This is a genomic window from Mycolicibacterium agri, assembly GCF_002553505.1.
Lineage (GTDB): Bacteria > Actinomycetota > Actinomycetes > Mycobacteriales > Mycobacteriaceae > Mycobacterium > Mycobacterium agri.
Window position 1 is genome coordinate 14,102 of the sequence record NZ_PDCP01000023.1, and the last position, 23,424, is coordinate 37,525.

Genomic DNA, 23,424 nt, shown 5'->3' on the forward strand with positions numbered 1-23,424 from the left:
GACCGGCGGTACCGGCTAACCTTCTCCCAATGGTTCGACCGCTGGGAGTGAGTACATGAAGGGCTTCGCGGGGAAAGTCGCCGTCGTCACGGGCGCCGGGTCCGGGATCGGCCAGGCGTTGGCGATCGAACTCGGGCGCTCCGGCGCAAAGCTGGCGATCAGCGACGTCGACACAGAAGGCCTCGCCGCGACCGAGGAGCGACTGAACGCCCTCGGCGCACCGGTGAAGGCCGATCGCCTCGACGTCACCGAACGCGAGGCGTTCCAGGCGTACGCCGACGCCGTCAAGGAGCACTACGGCGTCGTCAACCAGATCTACAACAACGCGGGCATCGCATTCACCGGCAACGTCGAGGTCAGCGAGTTCAAGGACCTCGAACGCGTGATGGACGTCGACTACTGGGGCGTCGTCAACGGCACGAAAGTCTTTCTGCCGCACGTGATTGCGTCCGGCGACGGGCACATCATCAACATCTCGAGTGTGTTCGGATTGCTCGCGGTGCCGGGCCAGGCCGCCTACAACGCCGCCAAGTTCGCGGTGCGCGGCTTCACCGAAGCGCTGCGCCAAGAGATGCTGGTGTCGGGCCATCCCGTAAAGGTCACCTGCGTGCACCCCGGCGGCGTGAAGACCGCGATCGCGCGCAATGCGACCGCCGCGGAGGGGCTGGACAGGGACGAGCTGGCGAAAACCTTCGACAAGAGGTTGGCCAGCACGTCGCCGCAGAAGGCGGCGCGCATCATCCTCGACGGCGTGCGCAAAAACAAGGCCCGCGTGCTCGTCGGCAACGACGCCCGCGCGCTCGACGTCCTGACCCGCGCCACCGGAGCGGGCTATCAGCGGGTGGTCGCCGCGGTGACATCGCGGACGATGCCGCACTAGCTGGCTCGTCGACGCCTCCTTCGACGCCGAAGCACCTCGTGGCGCGGCCGCGAGCGTGCGCAAACTCGGGATTTTGCACGGCGTGTCGGCTGCAGACACGCCCGCTCGCCGTAGAGGAAAAAGGAAGGACGAGCTAGCGGCTGGTTGCGCCCAGCGGGTGCTCGGCGAGGAAACCGTCGACGACCGCGGCCGGATCTGCGCCGTCGGCGACCTGGCGCCGCAGCTGCACCAGACCAGCGGTGTCCAGCACGCCGGCGACCTCGTTGAGCGCGAGCACCTGCACCTCGGACAGCTCGTTGCGGCGGTACAGCGGCACCACGTTCTCCGCTCGAATCAACGCGGTGCGGTCGGTGAGCACCAGCACGTCCTCGGGGATATCCGCGTCGGCCGTCGACGTCCACGCGGCGTTCACCTGTCGGTCGCGCAGGGCCGTGAAAAGCGCTGCCGTGTCAGGGAATTCGCGAGCCTTGACCGCGCAGTTGCCGATCTTCGCCGGGCGCAGCGTACCGGTGACCTGCCCGACGCGAAGCGTGTCGCAGTTGCGCACGGCAGCTGTCATGTCGCGGCCGCCCCACGCGTCGGCCGTGGCTTCGGTGACCGCGAGCGCAGGCTTGTCCTCCGCTGACTCGGCGTACTCGCCCGCGGCCACGCCTTCGGGCAGCGCCGCCACCATGTCGCGGTAGACCTGAGCGGCCGCACGAGCTTTCCCGCCTGGCGCGAACGTCTCCAGCAGCCGACCGGTGAAGCCGGGCGCGACGATGACCTCGCCGGAATCCAGGCCGACCAACGGGTCGTCCACCACTGCGACGTGGGAGGGGCTGCCGTGCGTGCGCAGCGCGGCGGCATACAGGTGCGCCAACAGCGTGGATAGTGAGTCGTCGCGGGCGCCGACCGCTATCGAGGTGGATTCACTGCCGCCGCCGCATCCCACGACGAAGAGCGCTGCGACCAGCGACAATGCGGCAGCGAGCCGACGGGCGGCCATCAGCACATCAGGCGTCGTCGGCCCTCAAGGCCGCCGCGACCGCCTCCGCCACGGCAGGCCGCACCCGCGGGTCCAGCGGGCTGGGAACGATGTATTCGGGCGACGCGTCGTCGCCGACCACGCCGAAGATCGCCTCGGCCGCAGCCACTTTCATCTTCTCGGTGATGCGGCGAGCACCGGCGTCCAGCGCGCCGCGGAAGACACCGGGGAACGCCAGCACGTTGTTGATCTGGTTCAGGTAGTCGCTGCGGCCCGTGGCCACCACGGCGGCGTGCCTGGCCGCGATGTCGGGATGGATCTCCGGATCCGGGTTGGACAGCGCGAACACGATGCCGTTGGGCGCCATCGTCGCGATCAACTCTTCGGGCACGATGCCGCCGGACAGGCCGAGGAACACGTCGGCCCCCTTGAGCGCCTCCACCATTCCGCCGGACAGACCGTCGGGGTTGGTGCGCTGCGCCATCTCGAACTTGATCGGGGTCAGATCCTCACGACGCGGGTGCAGGATGCCCTTGGAGTCCAGCAGGGTCATGTCCGAAACACCTGCGGCCAGAAGGATATTCGCGCAAGCGATACCGGCGGCGCCGACACCGGCGATCACCACACGCAGCGAGGCGATGTCGCGGTCGAGCACTTTGGTCGCGCCCAGCATCGCTGCAAGCACCACGATCGCGGTGCCGTGTTGGTCGTCGTGCATCACCGGGCAGTCGAGCGCCTCGATGAGTCGCCGCTCGATCTCGAAGCACCGCGGGGCGGAGATGTCCTCGAGGTTGACCGCCCCGAACGTCGGCCGCAGCCGCACCAGGGTCTCGACGATCTCGTCGGGGTCCTTGGTGTCCAGCACGATCGGGATGGCGTCCAGTTCGCCGTAGGCCTTGAACAGCCCGCACTTGCCCTCCATCACGGGCAGTGCGGCGGCGGGACCGATGTCCCCGAGGCCGAGCACGGCGCTGCCGTCGCTGACGACCGCGACTAGGCGGTTGGCCCACGTGTAGCGGGCGGCCAACGTGTGGTCTGCGGCGATCGCCCGGCTGACCTGCGCTACACCGGGCGTGTAGGCGATCGACAGGGCGCGCTGCGTGTCCAGCGGTGACCGCAGCCCCACGGATAACTTGCCGGCTACATGGGCGTCGAAGATCTCGTCGTCGGTGACTACGACCTGCGGATCTTCAGCATTTTCCGTCACGCGCTCAGGGTAGCGACGAACTGGTAGGTAACCTAATGGCTTTTTCGGGACGCGCCGGACGGCGCACCGCCCAGGGCACCCAACGTCAGATCAGGCCCAGCTCCTTGACCGCCTTGCGCTCGTCGGCCAGTTCCGCGGTCGTCTTGTCGATCCGGCTGCGGGAGAAGTCGTCGATCTCCAGCCCCTGCACGATCGACCAATTGCCGTCTTTGGTCGTGACCGGGAACGACGAGATGAGCCCCTCGGGCACGCCGTAGCTGCCGTCGGAGTACACCGCCATTGACACCCAGTCGTCGGCCGGGGTGCCGAGCAGCCAGTCGCGGGCGGCGTCGATGGTTGCCGACGCGGCCGACGCGGCCGACGAGGCGCCGCGGGCCTCGATGATCGCCGCGCCGCGCTTGGCGACGGTGGGGATGAAGTCGTTCTCGATCCAGTTCTGGTCGTTGACGACCTCGGCGGCGTTCTTGCCGCCCACCTCGGCGTGGAAGATGTCGGGGTACTGGGTGGCCGAGTGGTTGCCCCAGATCGTGATCTTCTTGATGTCGGTGACCTTGGCCCCGGTCTTCTTCGCCAGCTGGCTGATCGCCCGGTTGTGGTCGAGGCGGGTCAGCGCCGTGAACCGCTCCTTGGGGATGTCAGGCGCATTGCTCATCGCGATCAGGGCGTTGGTGTTGGCCGGGTTGCCGGTGACACCGATGCGGATGTCGTCGGCGGCCACCTCGTTGAGCGCCTTGCCCTGGGCGGTGAAGATCGCGCCGTTGGCCTCCAGCAGGTCGCTGCGCTCCATGCCCGGGCCGCGCGGACGCGCGCCGACGAGCAGCGCCAGGTTCGCGCCGTCGAAGATCTTGTTGGCGTCCGAGCCGGTCTCGACACCGGCGAGCAGCGGGAACGCGCAGTCGTCGAGCTCCATCACGACACCCTCGAGCGCCTTGAGGGCCGGCTCGATCTCGAGCAGGCGCAGCTCGATCGGGCGGTCCGGGCCGAGCAATGAGCCGCTCGCCAAGCGGAACAGCAGGCTGTAGCCGATCTGGCCGGCGGCTCCGGTCACCGCGACCTTGAGTGGAGAAGTGCTCACGTCTCAGGCTCCTTGCGAAGAGAGGATTTCCGCCGTCGAAACTAGCGCACCGCCGTCAGCGCCGAACCGCCGGGACACCACCGCCCGCGCGTAGCATTGGCCGAGGCCGTATCTGGGCTTGTGCGGTGTCAGGAGGTTGACTCATGCCTTCGTTTCGGGGCGCGCTGCCGCCAGGTCTGCGGCCCGCTCGCACCAAGCACGAGGCGTCCTCCATCCATGTGCCGGTGGCCCGCGCCATGGTCGACTGCGGCGTGTACGTCGACGGCAAACGGCTGCCCGGCAAGTACACCCACGCCGCGGCGTTGAGCAAGGTCCACGAGCTGGAGGCCGAGGGCCAGAACGCCTTTGTCTGGATCGGGCTGCACGAGCCCGACGAGCATCAGATGCAGGCCGTCGGCGACGTGTTCGGCCTGCACGAACTGGCGGTCGAGGATGCGGTGCACGCCCATCAGCGGCCCAAGCTGGAGCGTTACGACAAGACGCTTTTCCTTGTGCTAAAGACGGTGAACTACGTCGAGCACGAATCGGTGACCAACGCCAGGGAGATCGTCGAGACCGGCGAGATCATGGTGTTCGTCGGCACCGACTTCGTGGTCACGGTCCGCCACGGCGAGCACGGTGAACTCGCCGGTGTGCGTAAGCGACTCGAGGCCTCACCCGCTCTGCTCAAGCTCGGGCCGTACGCGATCATGCACGCGATCGCCGACCACGTCGTCGACGGATATCTCGACGTGACCGATCTCATCGAGACCGACATCGACGCGATGGAGGAGGACATCTTCTCGCCGCGCACGCAGACCAACATCGAGTGCATCTATCTGCTCAAGCGCGAAGTCGTCGAATTGCGGCGCAGCGTCGGACCTTTGACGTTGGCGCTGCAGCGGATCCTCAACGACCACCACGACCTGGTCAACATCGAGGTGCGGCGCTACATGCGCGACGTGCTCGACCACAACACCCAGGCGTCCGACCGCATCACCAGCTACGACGAAATGCTCAGCTCGCTGGTGCACGCCGCGCTCGGCAAGGTGGCGATGCAGCAGAACGTCGACATGCGCAAGATCTCGGCGTGGGTGGCCATCGCCGCGGTGCCGACAGCGATCGCGGGCATCTACGGCATGAACTTCGAACACATGCCGGAACTCTCGTGGACGTGGGGCTACCCCGCGGTGCTCATCGTGATGTTCTGCGTGTGTTTCGTGTTGTATCGGACGTTCCGCCGCAACCACTGGCTCTAAATATCCGCCGCGACACGGAATCCTCGCAGGCCCTTTCTCGAAGTTTCGCTGCGTCGATTCCGTTTCGCGCGAGGTTTAGCTGGGTGAGGTTTAGCTGGGGTGAAGTTTAGCTGGGTGAGGCCGCGCGACGAGTCGGGTCGAGCACGTCGACGCCGTCGGTGAGCCACGCGTCGCGCATCGCTTGCGCGCCCTTGAGTCGCACCCAGGCCGCTTCGGTCGGCGTGATCGGCACCGCGGAAAGGATCGCGACGGGATCCTGCGGCGCGGCGAGTGGAACATCCTCGATGTCGCTGCGGCCCAGCAGGAATGCAGTGAAGGGCGCGCCGCGCCACAGCGGGGCGCCGAGGTCGACGAGGGCGTCCGGCGTCAGCACCAGCCCTTCGACGGCGGGCGTCGCGGCCAGCACGGCGACGCTGCGCGACAACCCTTCGGGCGTCGAACCGCGAAGCGCCACAACAACTTCTGCCCTCGGGCCACGCACCGGATCGGCCGCGAAGTCGGTCGGATCCGTCATCGGTTCGCGCGAACATCCCAGCGACACATAGTGAATGACGCCGTCGTCGTCGGGCCCGAACCGCAAGACGTCGTAGGCCTGTGTGCCGAGGAAAGTGACACTGGCCGTGTCGGGTTCAGCGACTCCCCTTCGGGCGAAGTGCGCGCTCAGATGGGCGCGAACCTCGTCGAGGACACTCACTCGCCCGACTGCGCTGGCTGTTCCTCACGCGGTTGCTCCTGCGAGGGCGCGGCGACCCCCGGCGGCGGAATGGTCAGGTTCACGCCGGTGTCGGCGTCGAACAGCACCAGCTTGGAGGTGTCGAACGCCAACTCCACCATCTGCCCGGAGGACACCTTCGATTCGGTGGAAACCCTTGCCACGAACTCGTTTTCGCCGACGCCCGACTCGGCGGCCAGCTCGGCCAGCTGCTGCGCTTGCGCGCCGGCACCCTCGGTTTTGAAGTGGACGTACTTGTCGGCACCCAACGACTCGACGAAGTCGACCTTGACTTCGAACGTCAACGCGCGGATCCGTGCGTAGGTGTCGATCAGCGACGCGTCCTCGAGATGCTCGGGCCGGATGCCGGCGATGATGTTGGTCGGCTTCTTGTGCATGCCGATCACGTCGAACATCTCTTGGGTCAGGGTGACTTCTTCGCCGAAGGGCAGTTTGACGCCGATGTTGGTCAGCGTCGCGGGGAAGAAGTTCATCGCGGGCGATCCGATGAAACCGGCAACGAACAGGTTGGCCGGCCTGGAGTACAGCTCCTCCGGGGTGCCGATCTGCTGGGCCTCCCCCGCCCGCAGCACGACCACGCGGTCGCCGAGCGTCATCGCCTCGGTCTGGTCGTGCGTGACGTAAACCGTGGTGGTGCCCAACCGGTTCTGCAGCCGAGCGATCTCCGCGCGCATCTGCACGCGCAGCTTGGCGTCGAGGTTGGACAGCGGCTCGTCCATCAGGAACGCCTTCGGGTCGCGCACGATCGCGCGGCCCATCGCCACCCGTTGCCGCTGACCGCCCGACAGCTGGGCGGGCTTGCGGTCGAGAAGTTCGGTCAGGTCGAGGATTTTCGCGGTTTCCTCGACCTTGGCGTTGATGTCGGCCTTCTTCATCTTCGCCAACGTCAACGGGAACGCGATGTTCTGGCGCACGGTCATGTGCGGGTACAGCGCATACGACTGGAACACCATCGCGATGTCGCGGTCTTTGGGCGCCTTCTCGTTCATCCGCTCGCCGCCGATGCGAAGCTCGCCCGAGGTGATCTCCTCCAGCCCGGCAATCATGTTCAGCGTGGTGGACTTTCCGCAGCCCGACGGGCCGACCAGGATGATGAACTCGCCGTCGGCGATGGTGATCGACAGGTCTTTCACGGCCGTGGCGCCGTCGGGGTAACTCTTGGTCACCCGGTCCAACACGATCTCGGCCATCGAACTACCCCTTCACCGCACCGGAGGTCAATCCAGCGACGATCCGTCTCTGGAAGATTAGAACAAAGATAATGATCGGGATCGTGATCACCATCGCGCCCGCCGCGATCGACCCGGTCGGCTCTTCGAACTGCGAACTGCCAGTGAAGTTCGCGATCGCCACCGGCGCGGTGATAGCTCGTTGGGTGGCCGTCAGCGACAACGCCAGCAACAGGTCGTTCCAGGCGAAGATGAACACCAGAATCGCGGCCGTGACGATGCCGGGCGCCGCCAGCGGGGCGATCACCTTGCGGAACGCCTGCGCCGACGTGGCACCGTCCATCTTCGCCGCCTTCTCCAGATCCCATGGGATCTCGCGGAAGAATGCCGACAGCGTGTAGATGGCCAGCGGCAGCGCGAACGTGATGTACGGGATGATCAGGCCGGGCCAGGTGTCGAACAAGCCGATTCGCCGCTCGATGTTGAAAAGCGGTGTCACGAGCGAGATCTGGGGGAACATCGCGATCAGCAGGGCGACGCCGACGAGCAGGCGCTTGCCCGGAAACGCCAGGCGGGCCACGGCATAGGCCGCCATGCCGCCGATGGTCACCGCGATGACGGTGGTGATGAGCCCGATGCCGATCGAGTTGATCAGGGCCGAAGTGAACGCGTCACCGGAGAAGATGCCCTTGTAGTTTTCGAAGGTGATCTCGTCGGGAATCAGCTTGCCGTCCTTGACCGTTGCGGTCGATTTGAGCGACAGGCTCAGGATCCACAGCACCGGGAACAGCGCGTAGATGACCACTAAGATGTTGACGACGGTCCAGGCGGTCTTCTTCTGCGGCCCAACACGCTCAGGCATCTCTGCTCGCTTCCTCCTCGAGCCTGCGGCCCGCCTCGTCAGCTTCGGCCATATTTTTTCAGCGCCTCTCCTCGTCCGATCCCGGTGCCGAGGCGCCGAAGACCGCGATATAGATGAACGCGATGATGGCCACCGACAGGAAGATCAGCACGCTGATCGCCGACCCCAGACCCAGGTTGAACGCCTTGAACAGGTTGTCATAGCCCAAGATCGACACCGACCCGGTGTTGTTGGAGCCGCCGGTGAGCACATAGATGTTGTCGAAGATGCGAAACGCGTCGAGCGTGCGGAACAACAGCGCCACCAGGATCGCCGGTTTGATAAGCGGCAGAATGACTTTGACCAGCCGCTTCCACGGGCCCGCACCGTCGACCTGCGCGGCGTTGAGCAGATCCTGCGGCACCAGTGCCAACCCGGCCAGCAGCAGCAAGGCCATGAACGGCGTCGTCTTCCACACTTCGGCAAGGATCACGATGGCCAGCGACGGCAGTTGTTCGGTCAGCGGCGCGCTGCCCTCGGGCAGCAGGTTGGCCAGATACCCGGTGCCCGGCGTCCAGGCGTAATACCAGCTGTAGGACGCCGCGACGGTGACGATGCCGTACGGGATGAGGATCGCGGTGCGCACCACACCCTTGCCGAAAATGGTCCGGTGCATGACCAGCGCGAGCGCCATGCCGAGCACGAATTCGATCGCCACCGAGATCACGGTGATCGCCAGCGTGACGATGAACGCCGTCCACCAGTACCGGTCGGACAGCACGGTCACGTAGTTGCCCAGGCCGACGAACGCGGTGTCGTCAGGTGCAGCCAGGTTGTAGCGCTGCAGGCTCAGCCACACCGCGTAGACGATCGGGTATGCGGTGACCGCAAGCATCAGGATCACCGCGGGCGCGATCAAGATGTACGCCAGCCGGCGGTCGGATTTCTTGTCGTCACCGGCACCGCCGCGCGCAGGCGTCGGCGCCTTGGGTGCTGCCACCGTGGCCGTCACGGGATCAACCCCTTACCGTCGATGGCCTTCTGCACTTGTTCGGTCAGTTCGTCGGCCATCGTCTCCGGATCGATGTCGGTGATCGGCGCCAGCGTCGCCGAAAGCCGCGTGGACACCGCCTGATACACCGGCGTGGCCGGGCGCACCGCGGCGTTGGTGAGCTGCTCGCGGATGATCGCGTACTGCGGATACTTGGCCTGGAACGCCGGGTCGTCGTAAAGCGACGCGCGCACGGCGGGCAGGCCGCCCTCGATCGAGGTGTAGCGCTGGTTCTCGACGTCGCGCAGGCACCGGATCGCCTCGAACGCCTCGGCCTTGTGCTGCGTCGTGCTCGCCACCGCCAGGTTGAGCCCGCCCAAGGTCACCTTGGCCTCCTGGCCGGGTTGCACCCCGGGATACGGCGCGAACCCGAACACCTTCTTGCTGGCGTCATAGGCGACCTGGAACTGCTCGTCGGTCGGCGAAAAGGTGCCGACGTCGTTGATGCTGCCCTCCAGCGCCGGATCCTCGTTCAGCGGAAGGAAGCTCACCCCACCCTTGACGGCGTTCTCCAACATCGACGGCAACACGAACGGCCAGTTGACCTCCAGCGCGGCTTTGCCCTGCTCGAGCGCCAGGCGCGCGGTGGCCTCGTCGGTCTGCGTGATCGACGGGTCGGCGCCAGGCGCGGTGGCGACGTCCTTCATGATCTGCAGCGCCTTGACGGTGGCCGCGCGGTGCTCGGGGGTGTCGGTCAGCGTCACCTTCTCGCCGTCATCGGAGAGAACCTGACCGCCCGCGCTCTGCAGCAGCGTGTTGAACCACACCACCAGACCCTCGTACTGCTTGGCCTGCACGGCGATCCAACTGGGCTTGCCCGCCGCGTGCAGTCGGGTCGCCTCCTGCACCATGCCATCCCACGTCGTCGGCGGCTCATCCATCAAATCCGCGCGGTACCACAGCAATTGGGTGTTTGTGGTGATCGGCGAGGCGTAGAGCTTGCCCTGCCACTTCGCCGTCTCCAGTGGCCCGGGCAGCGTGTTCGTCGTGGCGTCGATCTCGGCCTGGCCCGACGGATCATCCGACAGCGGAAGCGCCCAACCGGCCTCGGCGAATTCGGCGGTCCACACCACGTCGAGCGCCATCACGTCGAGGCTTCTGTCGTTGCCGGTCAGCCGTCGCGCCAACTGCAGACGCTGGGCGTCGGCCTCCTTCGGCAGGCTGACCTGCTGAATGGTGAAGCGGCCAGCCAACTGCTCATTGCAACGCTTCGCGACCGCGGTGAACGTCGCCATTTCGTTTGCCGGCGTGTAGTAGTTGATGACGATTCCGCGCTCGCCGGAACTACATGCCGTGACTACCGATGCCGTCGTCGCGGCAGCCATCGCCGCTGCCCACAGTCGACGTGCGCGCACCACCCGCCTCCCGTCCGCGTAGATGTCGCCCGCCGGAGCGGCTCCGGCGGGGAACCTCCCGCGCCAGAACCGTAGAGGTACCTGTGCATTGTTTGCAACACCCCGCGGCGGCGCGTCGGCAGCCGCATCGCGATCGTGACCTGCGGTCTACCGGCCCTTATGGGCACGCGAAAGTGCGCTTAGCCGAGCTAAAGAGAGCTAGAGCGCCAGCCGGGCCAGCAGGTCGCGCCCCCGCTCCGCGTTCTGCGGGTCGCACAGCACGTCATAACGGCCGGCGACCAGCTGCATCGTCGAGCTGAAATCCCGTGTCCCGCGCGCCATCGCGTACGGGATCGCCGACGTGATCAAGCCGAAGAAGATGCCCGCGACCAGGCCGGTGATCAGCGAGGCCCATGGATTCTCGCTGAAGAAACCCAGGATCAAACCGATGAACAGACCCAGCCAGGCGCCGCTGAGCATGCCGCCGCCGAGCACCTTCGGCCAGGTCAAACGGCCGGTCACACGCTCGACCTGCATCAGGTCGACGCCGACGATGGTGACCTGCTGAACCGGGAAGTCCTGATCGGACAGGTAGTCCACCGCCCGCTGCGCCTCCGCGTAGGTCGGATACGAGCCTATCGGCCACCCCTTCGGCGGAGTGGGCAGGCTGGCGGGACCGCCACGTGCCGGGGAGGTCGGCACGCCAGGAGTGCCGCCGGGGTTGGGTCCGGGCTGGAATGGGCTGGTCATCGCTCCTCATTCTCCTCATGTTCGCGAGATCCGCGATACCCGCGAGCTCCGCACCGCGAATCGTCTCGGCCTCTCTACGGTCAACGAACCAGCGAACGCGTTGGTGCCCGACGTGCACGCACGACACGGGGACCAGCACATACGCTAGGTTGATCAGCATGACAAATCCGGGTGGGGAGTCTTCCGAAACGCCAGCATCCGACGCCGGTTCGAGCTCCTCGGAGCAGCCATCGGGCGCCCATGAGGCGCCGACCGAGCAGACGCCGCAGGATCAGCCGACCGAGTCGGGCAAGCACGAAGCGCCCTCGGCCGAGCAATCCGACGAGCAGGCACCGTCAGGGCAGGCGGCCGAACAGTTCACCCCGCCAGGGCAATCGCCGCTCGGACAGCCGACCGAGCAGTTCACCCCGCCGGGCTACACCCCGCCGTCCGCGCCGCCGTCGTCGGCGTACCAGCCGCCGGCGAGCTATCCACCGCCGGGTGAGTACCAGCAGAGCTACCCGCCGCCCGCCTACCCTCCGCCGTCGGCGTATCCCCCGCCGGGGTATCAGTCACCCGACGCCGGACAGCAGGGCTATCCGCCGCCCTACCCCGACCAGTCCGGTTTCGGCGGACAACCGAGTTACGACGCCGGGTATCCGCCTCCGCCACCGCAATACGGCGGCGTCCCCGGCTATCCCCCGCCACCGCAGTACGGCGGGACCGCCGGATATCCCGGTGGATACGGCGGCGGCTACGGCCAGCCGCAGGCCGAGACGAATCAGCTGGCGATCTGGTCGCTGGTGGCCTCGCTGATCGGCATCCTGTGCACCATCGGCTCGGTGGTCGGCATCGTGCTCGGCGTGATCGCGCTCAACCAGATCAAGCAGAACCGCCAAGGCGGCCACGGGATGGCGGTGGCGGGCATCGCGGTCGGGATAGCGACGCTGATCATCAGCATCATCTGGGCAGCATTCGCCTTCAGCGCATGAAATGACGTCGCCACCTGAGCAGCCGTTCGGCGGTCGCGAGTTCCCGCGCTTGGAAGACCTTCCGTCGCAGGCGGATCCGGCTGCTCCGGTGGACTACCCGACGAACTACCCGCCGTTGCCGCCGCCGGTGTACCCCGGCTATCCGGGTTATGCCGGGTATTCGGGATATCCCGGCTACGCCCCGTACGGGCAGATCAAGCCGCCGGGCACCAACGGCAAGGCGGTTGCGGCGCTGGTCACCGCGCTGGTGGGTTTTGCGTGCTGCGGCCTGTCCTCGATCGCGGGGCTGATCCTGGGCGTCATCGCGATGCGCGAATGCCGACGCACCGGCCAAGAGGGCTACGGGCTCGCGCTCGCGGGCGCCATTGTCGGCGGGCTGGTGACCGTCTTCTGGGCGTTGTACCTGCTGGTCATCGTCGGGCTCTATGCGACCGGAGCCCAGTGAGCGCCACAGCCTTTCGCTAGTTCGGCGGCTGGAACGGCGCGGCCTTGCGCGTCATCCCGGCGGCGCGGCCCTTGGCCGCGATCACCAGCGCCATCTTGCGGCTGGCCTCGTCGATCATCTCGTCGCCGAGCATCACCGCGCCGCGCGCCCCGCCCGCGCGAGAGGTGTGCCATTCGTAGGCCTCCAGGATCAGCTCGGCGTGGTCGTAGTCCTCCTGGCGCGGGCTGAAAATCTCGTTGCCCGCAGCGATCTGGTCGGGATGCAGCACCCACTTGCCGTCGTAACCCAGTGCCGCCGAACGGCCCGCCACGCGGCGGAACGCGTCGACGTCACGCACCTTCAAGAACGGGCCGTCGATCGCCAACACGCCGTGGGTGCGCGCGGCGACCAGGATGCGCATCAGCACGAAATGATGCGCGTCGCCAACGTCGTACCCCTCGGGCTGCTCGCCGACCTCGAGGGTGCGCATGTTGAGGCTGGCCGCCATGTCCGCCGGGCCCAGCACCAACGCCTGCACGCGCGGGCCGGTCGCGATCGCGTCGATGTTCGTCAGCCCCTGCGCGTTCTCGATCTGCGCCTCGATGCCGATGCGGCCCACCGGCAGCCCGTGGGTCGTCTCCAACTGCGTCAGCAACAGGTCGAGCGCATGGATGTGCGACACGTCGGTGACCTTCGGCAGCACGATGATGTCGAGCGACGCGCCCGCCGTCGACACCACCTCGATGGTGTCGGTGTAGGTCCACGGCGTCGTCCAGTCGTTGACCCGCACGCCGCGCAGCTGGCCCGCCCAGCCCGAATCGGCCAGCGCCATCGCGACCTGCGTGCGGGCCTCCTCCTTGGCCTCGGGGGCGACGGCGTCCTCGAGGTCGAGAAACACCTCGTCGGCGGGCAGCGTCTTGGCCTTCTCGATCATCTTGGCGCTGCTGCCAGGTACGGAAAGGATCGTTCTGCGGGGTCGATACCGGTTTTCCACAACCACACTCTCTACCCTTTGAGTCATGGTGTCGGTGAACAGGGTCTACGCAGCTCGGCTCGCGGGGTTGGTGGTCCTTGGGCCCGACGGCGAATCCATCGGCCGTGTCCGCGACGTGGTCATCAGCATCAGCATCGTCCGCCACCAGCCGCGGGTGCTGGGCCTGGTTGTCGAACTGCTCACCCGTCGGCGCATCTTCGTACCCATCGGCCGGGTCACCGCGATCGACCCCAGCGCCGTCACCCTGGTCACCGCCAACGTGTCACTGCGCAAGTTCCAGCAGCGCCCCGGCGAGGTGCTGGTGCTCGGCCAGGTCATCGAGACGCGTGTCCGCGTCGACGACCCCGACCTGCCCGAGCTGGCCGGCGTCGACCTCGTCGTCGTGGACCTCGGCATCGAACAGATCCGCACGAGGGACTGGATGGTCACGAAGGTCGCGGTGCGCCCGCTGGCGCGTCGACTCGGCCGTCGCAGGAACGTCGCCATCGTCGACTGGGACCGGGTGCAGGGCCTGACGCCGTCCGGGCTGGCCATGCCCGGGCAGGGCGTGGCGCAGCTGCTCGAACAGTTCGAGGGACAGCGCCCTATCGAAGTGGCCGAGGCGCTGCGTGAGCTGCCGGTCAAACGGCGCCTCGAGGTCATCCAAGGCCTCGACGACGAGCGGCTCGCCGACGTGCTGCAAGAACTGCCCGAAGACGAGCAGGCCACCGTGCTGCGCCAGCTGGAACCCGAACGCGCGGCCGATGTGCTCGAGGCGATGGAACCCGACGACGCGGCCGACCTGCTCGGCACGATGACCCCGGCCGACGCCGAGCTGTTCCTGCGGCGGATGGACCCCTCGGACTCCGAGGACCTGCGACGGCTGCTGGCACACTCCCCCGACACGGCGGGCGGCCTGATGACCTCCGAGCCGGTCGCGATCGCACCCGACACCACTGTCGCCGAGGCGCTGGCCCGGGTCCGCGACCCCGACCTGACGCCGGCGCTGGCGTCGCTGGTGTTCGTCGTGCGGCCGCCGACGGCCACGCCGACGGGCCGCTATCTGGGCTGCGTGCACCTGCAGCGGCTGCTGCGCGAGCCGCCCGCCGCCCTCGTCGGCGGCATCCTCGACACCGACCTGCCCAGCCTGCGGCCGGAGGATCCGCTGACCGCGGTCACCCGGTATTTCGCTGCCTACAATCTGGTCTGCGGTCCCGTCGTCGACGAAGAGAACCACCTATTGGGCGCTGTGTCCGTCGACGACGTGCTCGACCATCTGCTGCCAGATGACTGGCGCGAACGAGAAGAACCCGAACTATCCGGTGCAGAAGGGGTGACATGAGTGATCTGTCGGCACGCCAGCGACTCGACACCCCCCGCACATCGCGACGCCGCCCCATCTTCACCGTCGATGCCGAGGCGGTCGGACGGTTCAGTGAATCGATCGCCCGGTTTCTCGGCACGGGGCGGTATCTGGCTTGGCAGACGATCATCGTCATCGTCTGGATCAGCCTGAACCTCTTCGCGGTGGGGCTGCGCTGGGATCCGTACCCGTTCATCCTGCTCAACCTCGCTTTTTCGACGCAGGCGGCCTATGCCGCGCCGCTGATCCTGCTGGCGCAGAACCGGCAGGAGAACCGCGACCGGGTGTCGTTGGAAGAAGACCGCCGCCGCGCCGAACAGACCAAGGCCGACACCGAATACCTGGCGCGTGAATTGGCCGCACTGCGGCTGGCCGTCGGCGAGGTCGCGACCCGCGACTATCTGCGCCGCGAACTCGACGAGCTGCGCGATTTGGTGGCCGAACTGGCGCCGTCGAACTCCGCCGACGGCGCCAGGGACGACGACAAGGGCGGTCCTGGCAAAGCCCATTCCGGAGAGCGTCGGTCGAAAAAATCGGGTTGAGCCAGGTCAGGCATTGTCGTCACGCGTCTCTTGTCCACTAGGTATGGTGACTTGGTTCACAACCTAACGCTGACGCTAGGACGGTTGAGTGCACATAGGGGGAGGAGCCGCCCTCCAGGCTGTGCGGCGGCGCGCAACGCGGGTGATGCGATCACCCGCACTCGGTATCGCGGCCATCACTCCTCTTGTCTTCGCCGGCGCTGTGGGCGGCGCGCCCTCGACGCATGCCCCCACCCGTGACAGCGCGGTAACCCCGTTGGCGGCGGTGGCCCCGTCGCCTGGCGACCGGTCGGGCGCCTCGGTGGTCGCGGTGAAAAGGGAGCCGACGCCGTTTCACATCGCTTCGGCCGCCAATATCTCCGGCCCGGCACCCGCCGCTGTGGTTAATGCGCCTGGCGCCCTTCGTATTCCGATGATGGCGCTGAACGCATACCAGAACGCCGAGCGGATGATGGCCGCCGCCTACCCGAAATGCGGCGTGAGCTGGAACCTGCTCGCCGGGATCGGGCGGATCGAGTCGATGCACGCCAACGGCGGCGCCACCGACGCGTCGGGTTCGGCCGTGCGGCCGATCTACGGGCCCGCGCTGGACGGCACGCTCCCGGGCAACGAAGTCATCGAGTTGAGCCGCAGCGCCAACCGCGTGACCTACGCCCGCGCGATGGGGCCGATGCAGTTCCTGCCGGGCACCTGGTCGCGGTATGCCTCCGACGGCAATGGCGACGGCAAGGCCGACGTGCAGAACCTGTTCGACTCGTCGCTGGCCGCGGCGCGGTATCTGTGCAGCGGCGGGCTCAATCTGCGGGACCAGTCGCAGGTGATGACGGCGATCCTGCGCTACAACAACTCGATGGCCTACGCGCAGAACGTGCTGGGCTGGGCGGCCGCGTACGCCACCGGCGTCGTCCCCGTCGATCTGCCGCCGATCACCGGGCCGATCCCGCCGATCGCCGACGTGCATCTGGACAACTACCAGGGCATCGGGCCCGGCCTGCCGATGAACGTGCTCGGGCTGCCCGCCAACGACCCGCTGGCGATGACTCCGCTGGCCGACATGAGCCGCACCGACGTCGCGAGCCAGATGCAGACCGGCAACGGGCCTGCGTTCGGCCCGCTGCCGGGTCCGGCCGACGCGGCGCCGCCCCTGCCGCCACCGCCTGCGCAGAACCTGCCGCCGTGGCTGCAGCCGCCGCCGCAGCAGCAGAACTGCGCGGTGTTCTGCCTCGGCACCAATCCGCCCGCTCCGGTGCAGCCGCAGCTGCCGCCCGAGGCGCTGCCGCCGGGCGTCGCGCCGCCGCCGCCTGCCGCGCCACCGTTGTTCCCGCCGCTCTTCCCGCCGCCGCCACCGCCACCTCCGGCGGCGCCGCCTCCCCCGGCGAACGGCACTCCGGTCGATGCGCCGGTCGATCCCCCGCCGTCGGTGGGCGACGGCGCGGCGCCGGCCGGTGTCGGACCCGCGCCGGGCCCTGGCGCCTGACCTGCCAGCCCGCCCGCGCGGAAGTCGAGACGCAGCGCTGCGCCTAGACTCGGCGGTGATGTCAGAACGCCCGAATGAAACGGAAGCCGCTGTCCGCGCTGCGCTGGCCAAGGTGATCGACCCCGAGTTGCGCAGGCCGATCACCGAGCTCGGCATGGTCAAAAGCGTCACCGTCGCAGCCGATGGCGGCGTGCACGTCGAGGTGTATCTGACGACCGCGGCCTGCCCGAAGAAGACCGAGATCTCCGAGCGCGTGGCCGCCGCCGTCGCTGACGTGCCGGGCACCGGGGCGGTCAAGGTCAGCCTCGACGTGATGAGCGACGAACAGCGCACCGAGTTGCGCAAGCAGTTGCGCGGCGACGCACGCGAGCCCGTCATCCCGTTCGCCCAGCCCGGCTCGCTGACCCGCGTCTATGCCGTCGCATCGGGCAAGGGTGGGGTCGGCAAGTCCAGCGTGACGGTCAACCTGGCCGCGGCGATGGCCGCGCGCGGGCTGTCGGTGGGCGTGCTCGACGCCGACATCTACGGGCATTCGGTGCCGCGGATGATGGGCACCACCGACCGGCCCACCCAGGTCGAGTCGATGATCCTCCCGCCGGTCGCCCACGACGTGCGGATCATCTCGATCGCCATGTTCACCCAAGGCAATACGCCGGTGGTGTGGCGCGGGCCGATGCTGCACCGGGCGCTGCAGCAGTTCCTGTCCGACGTGTACTGGGGTGATCTGGATGTGCTGCTGCTCGATCTGCCGCCGGGCACCGGCGACGTCGCGATCTCCGTCGCGCAGCTGATCCCCAGCGCCGAGATCCTCGTGGTGACGACGCCGCAGCTGGCCGCGGCCGAGGTCGCCGAGCGCGCGGGCGCGATCGCCTTGCAGACCCGCCAGCGCATCGTCGGCGTCGTCGAGAACATGTCGGGGCTGGTGTTGCCCGACGGCACGACGATGCAGGTGTTCGGCGAGGGCGGCGGCCGCCAGGTCGCCGAGCGCTTGACGACGGCGGTCGGCGCCGACGTGCCCTTGCTGGGGCAGGTGCCGCTGGATCCCGCGCTGGTCTCCGCCGGCGACAGCGGTGTCCCGTTGGTGCTCAGCGCGCCGGACTCCGCCGCGGGCAAGGAACTGCGCAACATCGCCGATACGCTGTCGGCCCGCAAGCGCGGGTTGGCGGGCATGTCGCTGGGTTTGGACCCGGCGGGCCGCTAACCCTCTTCCGCGAAACGGCATTCCCGCAGGGCTCTACTCGAAGTTTTGCTGCCGGAATGCCGTTTCGCGGCAAGACTAAGGCGCGATGGATACCGAGCAGGTCGTTCGCGTTGCCCTGACGATCGTCACGCCGATCGTTACCGCGGGCATCGGCATCGTCGCGCTGGTGATCGGCGACTGGCGCGAGCGGCGAACAGAGGCCGGGCGTCGCAAGCTGTCGTTCGAAGACGCCAGCCGCCAGGTCGAGTTCGCCGCGCAATGGTTCAACGCGAGCAAGCTCATCGCGCCCGACGACGAGAGGCGCGCGGCCGCGCAAGCCCAGGCCTGGCTCGACGAGGCGTCCGACCTCGTGAAAGCGTCGACGCCGCCGCCGCGCTCCGAGCAGAAGCGGTCGGTGACCGTGCGACGGCTGCTGCTGGCCTACCCGATGCAGCGCCGGGGCGCCCGCGTGCTGCGCGGCTTTTACTACTTCGCCCTCGGCATGGTGTTGCTGCAGGTGGCCTCGGCGCTGGGCTCGGCCTTCGGCAGGGCCGACACGATAGGCATTCCCAACTATTTCTCCGGCGGAATGATCTACGCCGATCTGCTCGGCATCTTCGTCTACACGCTCATCGCGATGGGCTTTCGCTACCTGGCGCTGCGCGTGGAAGAGTCGCAGCCCGTCGAGACACAGCGCCGGTTGACGGTGCGCGATGCGCTGCTTTTGCAGCGATTCAACGGGATTCGCGCTCACATCGCCCGGGTCGTCTACTGGCTGTGGCTGCTGCTGACGCTGCTGTTCGCCACGGCGACCGTGATCAGCACGTTCGAGGACCCGCGGGTGCTGCCCGCCAACCTCGTCGCGAGCATCGCTTGGGTCGGCTGGGCCGTCGGCCTGCGGTATTGGGCGGTTTCGCTCAGCGAGCGCGCTGGCTGACTTTCGCAACGCCGAGATCGACGAAAAGGCGCGATCTTCTCGCACTTTCGCGCCCAAATGTCGGTTTGGGCGTTGTTTCAGGTGGCGTCGGGGTCGAAAGGTGTTTGGGCTGGTTGCGGTGTCGACGCTTGCGACGGCGGCGCCGTCGGTGAGGTCTTCTCTGTCGGCGTACGGTCAGTGACAGCGGGCGTGCCGTTGGCACTGGAACTGCCGTTGTCGTCGAACTTGCCGGTGAAGATCGAGTCGTCGCCGTCGAGCAAGTGCTTCGTCAGGGCCGCGCGCGGCGTCATGCCGCGCAGCTTCTGCAACTCGCTGAGCGGCTCACGAAGGTCGTCGAACTCGGGGCCCAGGTCTTCGCGCAGTTGGCTGGTGGCTCCGCTGATGTAGTCGCGCGCCTGCCGCAGCGCACCAGCCGTCCACCGGATCGCGCCCGGCAACCGCTCGGGCCCCAGGATCACCAGTCCGGCGACCACCAGGACCAGCATCTCCCCCCAGCCGACGTTGGAGAACATTTACGTGCTGCTGTTGTCGGAACCGGGGGTCACGGTCAGCGTCACATGACGGCCGTCGCGAACCACCTCGATCGGGGCCTCCTGGCCGATCTTCAACTGCCGCACCGCGACAACGAATTCGTCTGCGTCGGCGACGGTGCGATTGCCGACCTTGACGACGACGTCGTTCTCCAGGATGCCTGCCTTCTCGGCGGGTCCACCTGCCTTGACGTTGGCGACCTGCGCGCCGGAGGCCAGATCATTGCTCACCGACCTGGCCGTCAGCCCCAGCGTCGGGTGGGCGATCTTGCCGTCCTTGATCAACGCCTCGACGACGGTCTTCACCTCGTTCACCGGAATGGCGAAGCCGAGACCACTTGCGCTGTCCGACAACGACTTCCCGGCCGTGTTGATGCCGATGACGTCGGAGTTCATGTTGATCAACGGCCCGCCAGAGTTGCCGTGGTTGATCGCCGCGTCGGTCTGCACGCCGTCGATCACCGTGTCGGTGTCGGAGCCATCGCCGGAAAGCGGGACCGGCCGGTGCAGCGCGCTGATGATGCCCTGGGTGACGGTGCTGCGCAGGCCCAGCGGCGCGCCGGCGGCGATCACCTCGTCGCCGACGTGAAGCTTGTCGGAGTCACCGAGACGGGCGACGGTGAGGTTGTCGACGTTGTCCACCTTGAGCACGGCCAGGTCGGTCTTCGGGTCGCGGCCGACGAGGTTGGCGGGCACCGACTTGCCGTCGTTGAACACCACCGACAGCTTGAACTGGCTCGGGTTGGTCGCGGCCTCGGAGATCACGTGGTTGTTGGTGACGATGTAGCCGCGCCCGTCGATGACCACGCCGGAGCCCTGCGCGCCTTCGTTGTCCCCGACGGCTTCGATGGTCACCACCGAATCCGCAACGGAGGCAGCAACTTTGGCGAAACGGCCCTCAGGCGATTCGGCGTTTCCGTCGGTGGAAAGAGTGACCTTGGAGGTGGTGAACGCCTCGACGACCTCGGCGGTCTTGCGGCCCACCCAGCCGCCGGCGAATCCGATGACGAGCGCGACGATCGCCAGCACGGCCAGCGCGACGTAGGAAACCCGGCCACCGAACAGCACGTCGCGCACACCGAGCTTGCCCACATCGGTGGGCGCAGCCGTGGGTTCCGGCTTCGGCACGGCGGGTGTGCCGAGCGTGGCCGGGGCGGCGGGATCGCGCCACGGGTCGTCGGGTTCCTCCGGCAGCTGGCGCTCGCGCTCGGCCTCCAGCGCGCCGATGTCGGCCGGGTGGCGTTGCAGTGAGTCAGTGCCGCCGTTGGGCCTGCCGAACGCCTCGGCGAGCACCGGGTCGGGCGCCTGGTTCGTCGGCGTGAATTCGCCGTGGTCGCGGTGCTGGTCGGCGCCGAGGAATGAGCCGTTGACGCCCTCGGGCCGGCCGAAGGTCTTGCTGGTCAACGGGTCGACGGGCGGCCGCGAGACAGGGCGCGGCGCGACGCGGTGGCTGCCTTCCGACTGGTCCTGCTTGGTCACCCCGGTATCACTCTCTATGTGGCTCTATCTGGGTCGCCGCTACTCGCCGGCGGATCAATGCGTGGTTCGGGTTCCACATTACCGGCGCTTGCGCCGGTCGCGGATGGTGCCATCAGCAAACTTGGTGTCGTCACCGTCGACGGGCGGTTCCTGCGCGGTCTCCTGCGGGATCTGCGACAACAGTCCCAGCAGCGAACTCGGGATGGCGATTGGACACGAGTCGCGCAACGCTGCGCGGGCCTGTCGCTGAGCGTCTACCTCGGCGGCGCACTGCGCGCACAGGGACAGATGGTGCGCCGCGCGCAGGTGTGCGCTCATCCGCAGTTCGCCGTCGACAAAGGCCGCGATCGCTTCGGTGGACAGGTGCTCGGTGGAGCCGAACTGGCGCGGCCCGACGGGGGCATCGCTCTGGGAGGCAAACTGGGCAGGCAGCCACGAGAACGCGCGGCGGAACACATGCCCCGGGTCGACCATCACCCCGCTCCTCTCGGCCTATCACCCTTGCGACAGACGCTTCTTACTTGAATGTAGCGCGGGTAGCGAACCGCGACACCCGCGAACGGTCAGGCTGAGCTGGCCGTGTCGCTGGCCGTGGCGGCGCCGTGACGGGCCAGATAGTCCCGCAGCGCCTGCCTGCCGCGGTGGATGCGGCTGCGCACCGTGCCGAGCTTGACGTCGAGCGTGGCGCCGATCTCCTCGTAGGACAGGCCCTCGATGTCGCACAGCACGACCGCCGCGCGAAACTCAGGCGGCAGCGAATCGAGCGCGGCCTGCAGGTCGGGGCCTAGCCGCGAATCGTGGTAGATCTGCTCCGGGTTCGGCTCGTCGGCGGGCACCCGGTCGTAATCCTCGGGCAGCGACTCCATCCGGATGCGGCCGCGCCTGCGCACCATGTCCAGGAACAGGTTCGTCGTGATGCGGTGCAGCCAACCCTCGAAAGTGCCGGGCTGATAATTCTGCACCGACCGGAACACCCGGATGAATGTTTCCTGGGTGAGGTCCTCGGCGTCGTGCTGATTGCCGGAGAGCCGGTAAGCCAGCCGGTACACCCGATCGGCGTGCTGACGCACGAGCTCGTCCCACGACGGCATCGTGGACTTGTCGCCTGTGGCGTCGAAAACCGCCGTGCCCTGCGGCTCGTCGGACGGCTCGACCCACTCCCCGTCGGTGAACCGCTCGAGATGCGGCATCGTCACGGGAGCGAGATGCACGGGTGTAGTGGTGGTAGTCGTCGGATCCTCCCCGTCACAGCGTTCTACGTTCGTCGGTAATGCGACATTTGCGGCAACACGACGATCGACGTCGTTATTCCAAGAGCGCAGCCGTTCGCCGTGTTCCATGCCGCTACCGTCTCCTGCCGCGGTGTGGCAGGCATATGAGCTAACTGAACTTTCCCTGAGAAAGCAGGCTACCCACCCGCAACCTGGGCAAACCAATCATTTTTGGCAGCATTTCGGCATTGCGGGTCGGGCGTGTCGCGGTGGTGGCGGATTCGGCGCCGCTCTACGCTGCGGGCATGCCCGATGACCCGGCCAGCCAGCCGCAACCCAGCCGCGCCGAGTCGATCGTGAATCACGCCGAGAACTCGATCTCCGAAGACGCGATCGTCGCCGCCGCCCGCGACCGTGCCATCGAGACCGGCGCCGGCGCCGTCACTCCTGCGGTCGGGGCGCTGCTCAGCGTGCTGGCCAAGCTCAGCGGCGCCAAGGCGGTGGTCGAGGTCGGCACCGGAGCCGGCGTCAGCGGGCTGTGGCTGCTGTCAGGCATGCGTGACGACGGCGTGCTGACGACGATCGACGTCGAGCCCGAGCATCAGCGGCTGGCCAAGCAGGCGTTCGCCGAGGCGGGCATCGGCCCGTCGCGGACCAGGCTCATCGGCGGGCGCGCGCAGGAGGTACTCACCCGCCTGGCTGACGAGTCCTACGACCTGGTCTTCATCGATGCCGAGCCGGCCGACCAGCCCGACTTCGTCGTCGAGGGCATCCGGCTGTTGCGGCCCGGCGGCGCGATCGTGGTGCACCGCGCCGCGCTCGGTGGACGCGCAGGCGATCCCGACGCCCGCGACGCCGAGGTCAACGCGGTGCGGGAGGCGGCGCGGCTGATCGCCGAGGACGACCGACTCACACCCGTGCTGATACCGCTCGGCGACGGCCTCCTCGTGGCCGCCCGCGATTGGCCATCCCCCGAGGACTAATCGGCTAGCCCGCTAGCCGCTCCTTCGCGCGAGCAGACGCTCGTGCCCGCAAAACCCCAGGACAGGGCGGACTTTTGCGTCTGCTCGCGCTAAAAGGGTGACCCTGCCTTGA

General features: G+C 67.7%; 24 protein-coding genes. 10 read left to right on the forward strand and 14 right to left on the reverse strand.

The features are described 5' to 3' along the window. Positions 1-55 precede the first annotated feature (55 nt). Complete coding sequence (locus tag CQY20_RS14410) at positions 56-880, forward strand: SDR family NAD(P)-dependent oxidoreductase (protein WP_097940772.1); 825 nt, start codon at positions 56-58, stop codon at positions 878-880. Between the two features lie 133 nt (positions 881-1,013). Here CQY20_RS14410 and CQY20_RS14415 read toward each other — a convergent pair whose 3' ends face one another. From CQY20_RS14415 to CQY20_RS14425, 3 genes are all read right to left on the reverse strand, one after another. Beyond that, a complete protein-coding gene (locus CQY20_RS14415) occupies positions 1,014-1,865 on the reverse strand; it encodes a glycine betaine ABC transporter substrate-binding protein (RefSeq protein ID WP_097940839.1) in 852 nt (283 codons plus the stop codon). A 7-nt stretch (positions 1,866-1,872) separates the two neighbouring features. After that, positions 1,873-3,051, reverse strand: coding sequence for an NAD(P)-dependent malic enzyme (locus tag CQY20_RS14420; RefSeq protein ID WP_097940773.1), 1,179 nt, complete (start codon positions 3,049-3,051; stop codon positions 1,873-1,875). A gap of 85 nt (positions 3,052-3,136) precedes the next feature. Beyond that, on the reverse strand, positions 3,137-4,126 hold the full coding sequence (locus tag CQY20_RS14425) for a malate dehydrogenase (protein WP_097940774.1): 990 nt from the start codon (positions 4,124-4,126) through the stop codon (positions 3,137-3,139). A gap of 143 nt (positions 4,127-4,269) precedes the next feature. Here CQY20_RS14425 and corA point away from each other — a divergent pair, with 143 nt between their 5' ends. Next, a complete protein-coding gene (gene corA, locus CQY20_RS14430; protein WP_097940775.1) occupies positions 4,270-5,364 on the forward strand; it encodes a magnesium/cobalt transporter CorA in 1,095 nt (364 codons plus the stop codon). Positions 5,365-5,470: 106 nt separating this feature from the next. Here the strand turns inward: corA and CQY20_RS14435 are convergent, their stop codons facing one another. From CQY20_RS14435 to CQY20_RS14460, 6 genes are all read right to left on the reverse strand, one after another. After that, positions 5,471-6,058, reverse strand: a complete 588-nt coding sequence (locus CQY20_RS14435) for a suppressor of fused domain protein (RefSeq protein WP_097940776.1) — start codon at positions 6,056-6,058, stop codon at positions 5,471-5,473. Further along, positions 6,055-7,287 (reverse strand): ABC transporter ATP-binding protein, encoded by a 1,233-nt coding sequence (locus tag CQY20_RS14440; RefSeq protein ID WP_097940777.1) that lies wholly within the window; start codon positions 7,285-7,287, stop codon positions 6,055-6,057. Before CQY20_RS14440 ends, CQY20_RS14435 begins: the two co-directional genes overlap by 4 nt. A 4-nt stretch (positions 7,288-7,291) precedes the next feature. Beyond that, positions 7,292-8,128, reverse strand: coding sequence for a carbohydrate ABC transporter permease (locus tag CQY20_RS14445; protein ID WP_097940778.1), 837 nt, complete (start codon positions 8,126-8,128; stop codon positions 7,292-7,294). 58 nt (positions 8,129-8,186) lie between these two features. Next, positions 8,187-9,119 (reverse strand): carbohydrate ABC transporter permease, encoded by a 933-nt coding sequence (locus CQY20_RS14450; protein ID WP_272938813.1) that lies wholly within the window; start codon positions 9,117-9,119, stop codon positions 8,187-8,189. Next, entirely contained in the window at positions 9,116-10,513 is a 1,398-nt protein-coding gene (locus CQY20_RS14455) for an ABC transporter substrate-binding protein (protein ID WP_097940841.1), read from the reverse strand. Before CQY20_RS14455 ends, CQY20_RS14450 begins: the two co-directional genes overlap by 4 nt. 198 nt (positions 10,514-10,711) lie before the next feature. Next, complete coding sequence (locus CQY20_RS14460) at positions 10,712-11,242, reverse strand: YflT domain-containing protein (RefSeq protein ID WP_097940779.1); 531 nt, start codon at positions 11,240-11,242, stop codon at positions 10,712-10,714. Positions 11,243-11,400: 158 nt separating this feature from the next. Here CQY20_RS14460 and CQY20_RS14465 point away from each other — a divergent pair, with 158 nt between their 5' ends. Continuing rightward, entirely contained in the window at positions 11,401-12,213 is an 813-nt protein-coding gene (locus CQY20_RS14465) for a DUF4190 domain-containing protein (protein ID WP_097940780.1), read from the forward strand. Position 12,214: 1 nt separating this feature from the next. Continuing rightward, positions 12,215-12,658 (forward strand): DUF4190 domain-containing protein, encoded by a 444-nt coding sequence (locus CQY20_RS14470; RefSeq protein ID WP_097940781.1) that lies wholly within the window; start codon positions 12,215-12,217, stop codon positions 12,656-12,658. A gap of 16 nt (positions 12,659-12,674) precedes the next feature. Here CQY20_RS14470 and CQY20_RS14475 read toward each other — a convergent pair whose 3' ends face one another. Then, entirely contained in the window at positions 12,675-13,631 is a 957-nt protein-coding gene (locus CQY20_RS14475) for an HpcH/HpaI aldolase/citrate lyase family protein (protein WP_097940782.1), read from the reverse strand. 25 nt (positions 13,632-13,656) lie between these two features. On the opposite strand from CQY20_RS14475, the gene CQY20_RS14480 reads away from it, so the two are divergent. From CQY20_RS14480 to CQY20_RS14500, 5 genes are all read left to right on the forward strand, one after another. Further along, positions 13,657-14,952 (forward strand): magnesium transporter MgtE N-terminal domain-containing protein, encoded by a 1,296-nt coding sequence (locus tag CQY20_RS14480; RefSeq protein ID WP_097940783.1) that lies wholly within the window; start codon positions 13,657-13,659, stop codon positions 14,950-14,952. Then, positions 14,949-15,515 carry a DUF1003 domain-containing protein gene (locus CQY20_RS14485; RefSeq protein ID WP_097940784.1) on the forward strand — a complete coding sequence of 189 codons (567 nt, stop codon included), beginning with the start codon at positions 14,949-14,951 and terminating at the stop codon, positions 15,513-15,515. Before CQY20_RS14480 ends, CQY20_RS14485 begins: the two co-directional genes overlap by 4 nt. Before the next feature lie 145 nt (positions 15,516-15,660). Further along, a complete protein-coding gene (locus tag CQY20_RS14490) occupies positions 15,661-16,992 on the forward strand; it encodes a lytic transglycosylase domain-containing protein (protein ID WP_097940785.1) in 1,332 nt (443 codons plus the stop codon). A gap of 58 nt (positions 16,993-17,050) precedes the next feature. After that, positions 17,051-18,193: an Mrp/NBP35 family ATP-binding protein gene (locus CQY20_RS14495; protein WP_097940842.1), complete on the forward strand. Its 1,143-nt coding sequence runs from the start codon at positions 17,051-17,053 to the stop codon at positions 18,191-18,193. Between the two features lie 85 nt (positions 18,194-18,278). Further along, positions 18,279-19,109, forward strand: coding sequence for a hypothetical protein (locus tag CQY20_RS14500; RefSeq protein ID WP_097940786.1), 831 nt, complete (start codon positions 18,279-18,281; stop codon positions 19,107-19,109). 77 nt (positions 19,110-19,186) lie between these two features. On the opposite strand, the gene tatB is transcribed toward CQY20_RS14500, so the two are convergent. From tatB to sigE, 4 genes are all read right to left on the reverse strand, one after another. Then, the gene (tatB, locus tag CQY20_RS14505) at positions 19,187-19,621 is read right to left on the reverse strand and encodes a Sec-independent protein translocase protein TatB (RefSeq protein WP_097940787.1); all 435 of its coding nucleotides are present in this window, start codon (positions 19,619-19,621) and stop codon (positions 19,187-19,189) included. Next, positions 19,622-21,118, reverse strand: coding sequence for a serine protease HtrA (gene htrA, locus CQY20_RS14510; protein ID WP_097940788.1), 1,497 nt, complete (start codon positions 21,116-21,118; stop codon positions 19,622-19,624). It abuts the gene before it with no gap. A gap of 78 nt (positions 21,119-21,196) precedes the next feature. Continuing rightward, on the reverse strand, positions 21,197-21,592 hold the full coding sequence (gene rseA, locus CQY20_RS14515) for an anti-sigma E factor RseA (RefSeq protein ID WP_097940789.1): 396 nt from the start codon (positions 21,590-21,592) through the stop codon (positions 21,197-21,199). Positions 21,593-21,681: 89 nt separating this feature from the next. Continuing rightward, positions 21,682-22,458, reverse strand: a complete 777-nt coding sequence (gene sigE / locus CQY20_RS14520; protein WP_097940790.1) for an RNA polymerase sigma factor SigE — start codon at positions 22,456-22,458, stop codon at positions 21,682-21,684. Between the two features lie 176 nt (positions 22,459-22,634). Here sigE and CQY20_RS14525 point away from each other — a divergent pair, with 176 nt between their 5' ends. Next, entirely contained in the window at positions 22,635-23,312 is a 678-nt protein-coding gene (locus CQY20_RS14525) for an O-methyltransferase (protein ID WP_165789260.1), read from the forward strand. The last annotated feature ends 112 nt before the right edge of the window (positions 23,313-23,424 follow it).

Excerpts from the sequence above, each read along its gene's own strand:
- CQY20_RS14410 (WP_097940772.1), top strand. The coding sequence starts at position 56 with ATGAAGGGCTTCGCGGGGAAAGTCGCCGTCGTCACGGGCGCCGGGTCC.
- CQY20_RS14415 (WP_097940839.1), bottom strand. The coding sequence starts at position 1,865 with ATGGCCGCCCGTCGGCTCGCTGCCGCATTGTCGCTGGTCGCAGCGCTC.
- corA (WP_097940775.1), top strand. The coding sequence starts at position 4,270 with ATGCCTTCGTTTCGGGGCGCGCTGCCGCCAGGTCTGCGGCCCGCTCGC.
- CQY20_RS14440 (WP_097940777.1), bottom strand. The coding sequence starts at position 7,287 with ATGGCCGAGATCGTGTTGGACCGGGTGACCAAGAGTTACCCCGACGGC.
- CQY20_RS14445 (WP_097940778.1), bottom strand. The coding sequence starts at position 8,128 with ATGCCTGAGCGTGTTGGGCCGCAGAAGAAGACCGCCTGGACCGTCGTC.
- CQY20_RS14460 (WP_097940779.1), bottom strand. The coding sequence starts at position 11,242 with ATGACCAGCCCATTCCAGCCCGGACCCAACCCCGGCGGCACTCCTGGC.
- CQY20_RS14465 (WP_097940780.1), top strand. The coding sequence starts at position 11,401 with ATGACAAATCCGGGTGGGGAGTCTTCCGAAACGCCAGCATCCGACGCC.
- CQY20_RS14470 (WP_097940781.1), top strand. The coding sequence starts at position 12,215 with ATGACGTCGCCACCTGAGCAGCCGTTCGGCGGTCGCGAGTTCCCGCGC.
- CQY20_RS14480 (WP_097940783.1), top strand. The coding sequence starts at position 13,657 with ATGGTGTCGGTGAACAGGGTCTACGCAGCTCGGCTCGCGGGGTTGGTG.
- CQY20_RS14485 (WP_097940784.1), top strand. The coding sequence starts at position 14,949 with ATGAGTGATCTGTCGGCACGCCAGCGACTCGACACCCCCCGCACATCG.
- CQY20_RS14490 (WP_097940785.1), top strand. The coding sequence starts at position 15,661 with ATGCGATCACCCGCACTCGGTATCGCGGCCATCACTCCTCTTGTCTTC.
- CQY20_RS14495 (WP_097940842.1), top strand. The coding sequence starts at position 17,051 with ATGTCAGAACGCCCGAATGAAACGGAAGCCGCTGTCCGCGCTGCGCTG.
- CQY20_RS14500 (WP_097940786.1), top strand. The coding sequence starts at position 18,279 with ATGGATACCGAGCAGGTCGTTCGCGTTGCCCTGACGATCGTCACGCCG.
- tatB (WP_097940787.1), bottom strand. The coding sequence starts at position 19,621 with ATGTTCTCCAACGTCGGCTGGGGGGAGATGCTGGTCCTGGTGGTCGCC.
- rseA (WP_097940789.1), bottom strand. The coding sequence starts at position 21,592 with ATGGTCGACCCGGGGCATGTGTTCCGCCGCGCGTTCTCGTGGCTGCCT.
- sigE (WP_097940790.1), bottom strand. The coding sequence starts at position 22,458 with ATGGAACACGGCGAACGGCTGCGCTCTTGGAATAACGACGTCGATCGT.
- CQY20_RS14525 (WP_165789260.1), top strand. The coding sequence starts at position 22,635 with ATGCCCGATGACCCGGCCAGCCAGCCGCAACCCAGCCGCGCCGAGTCG.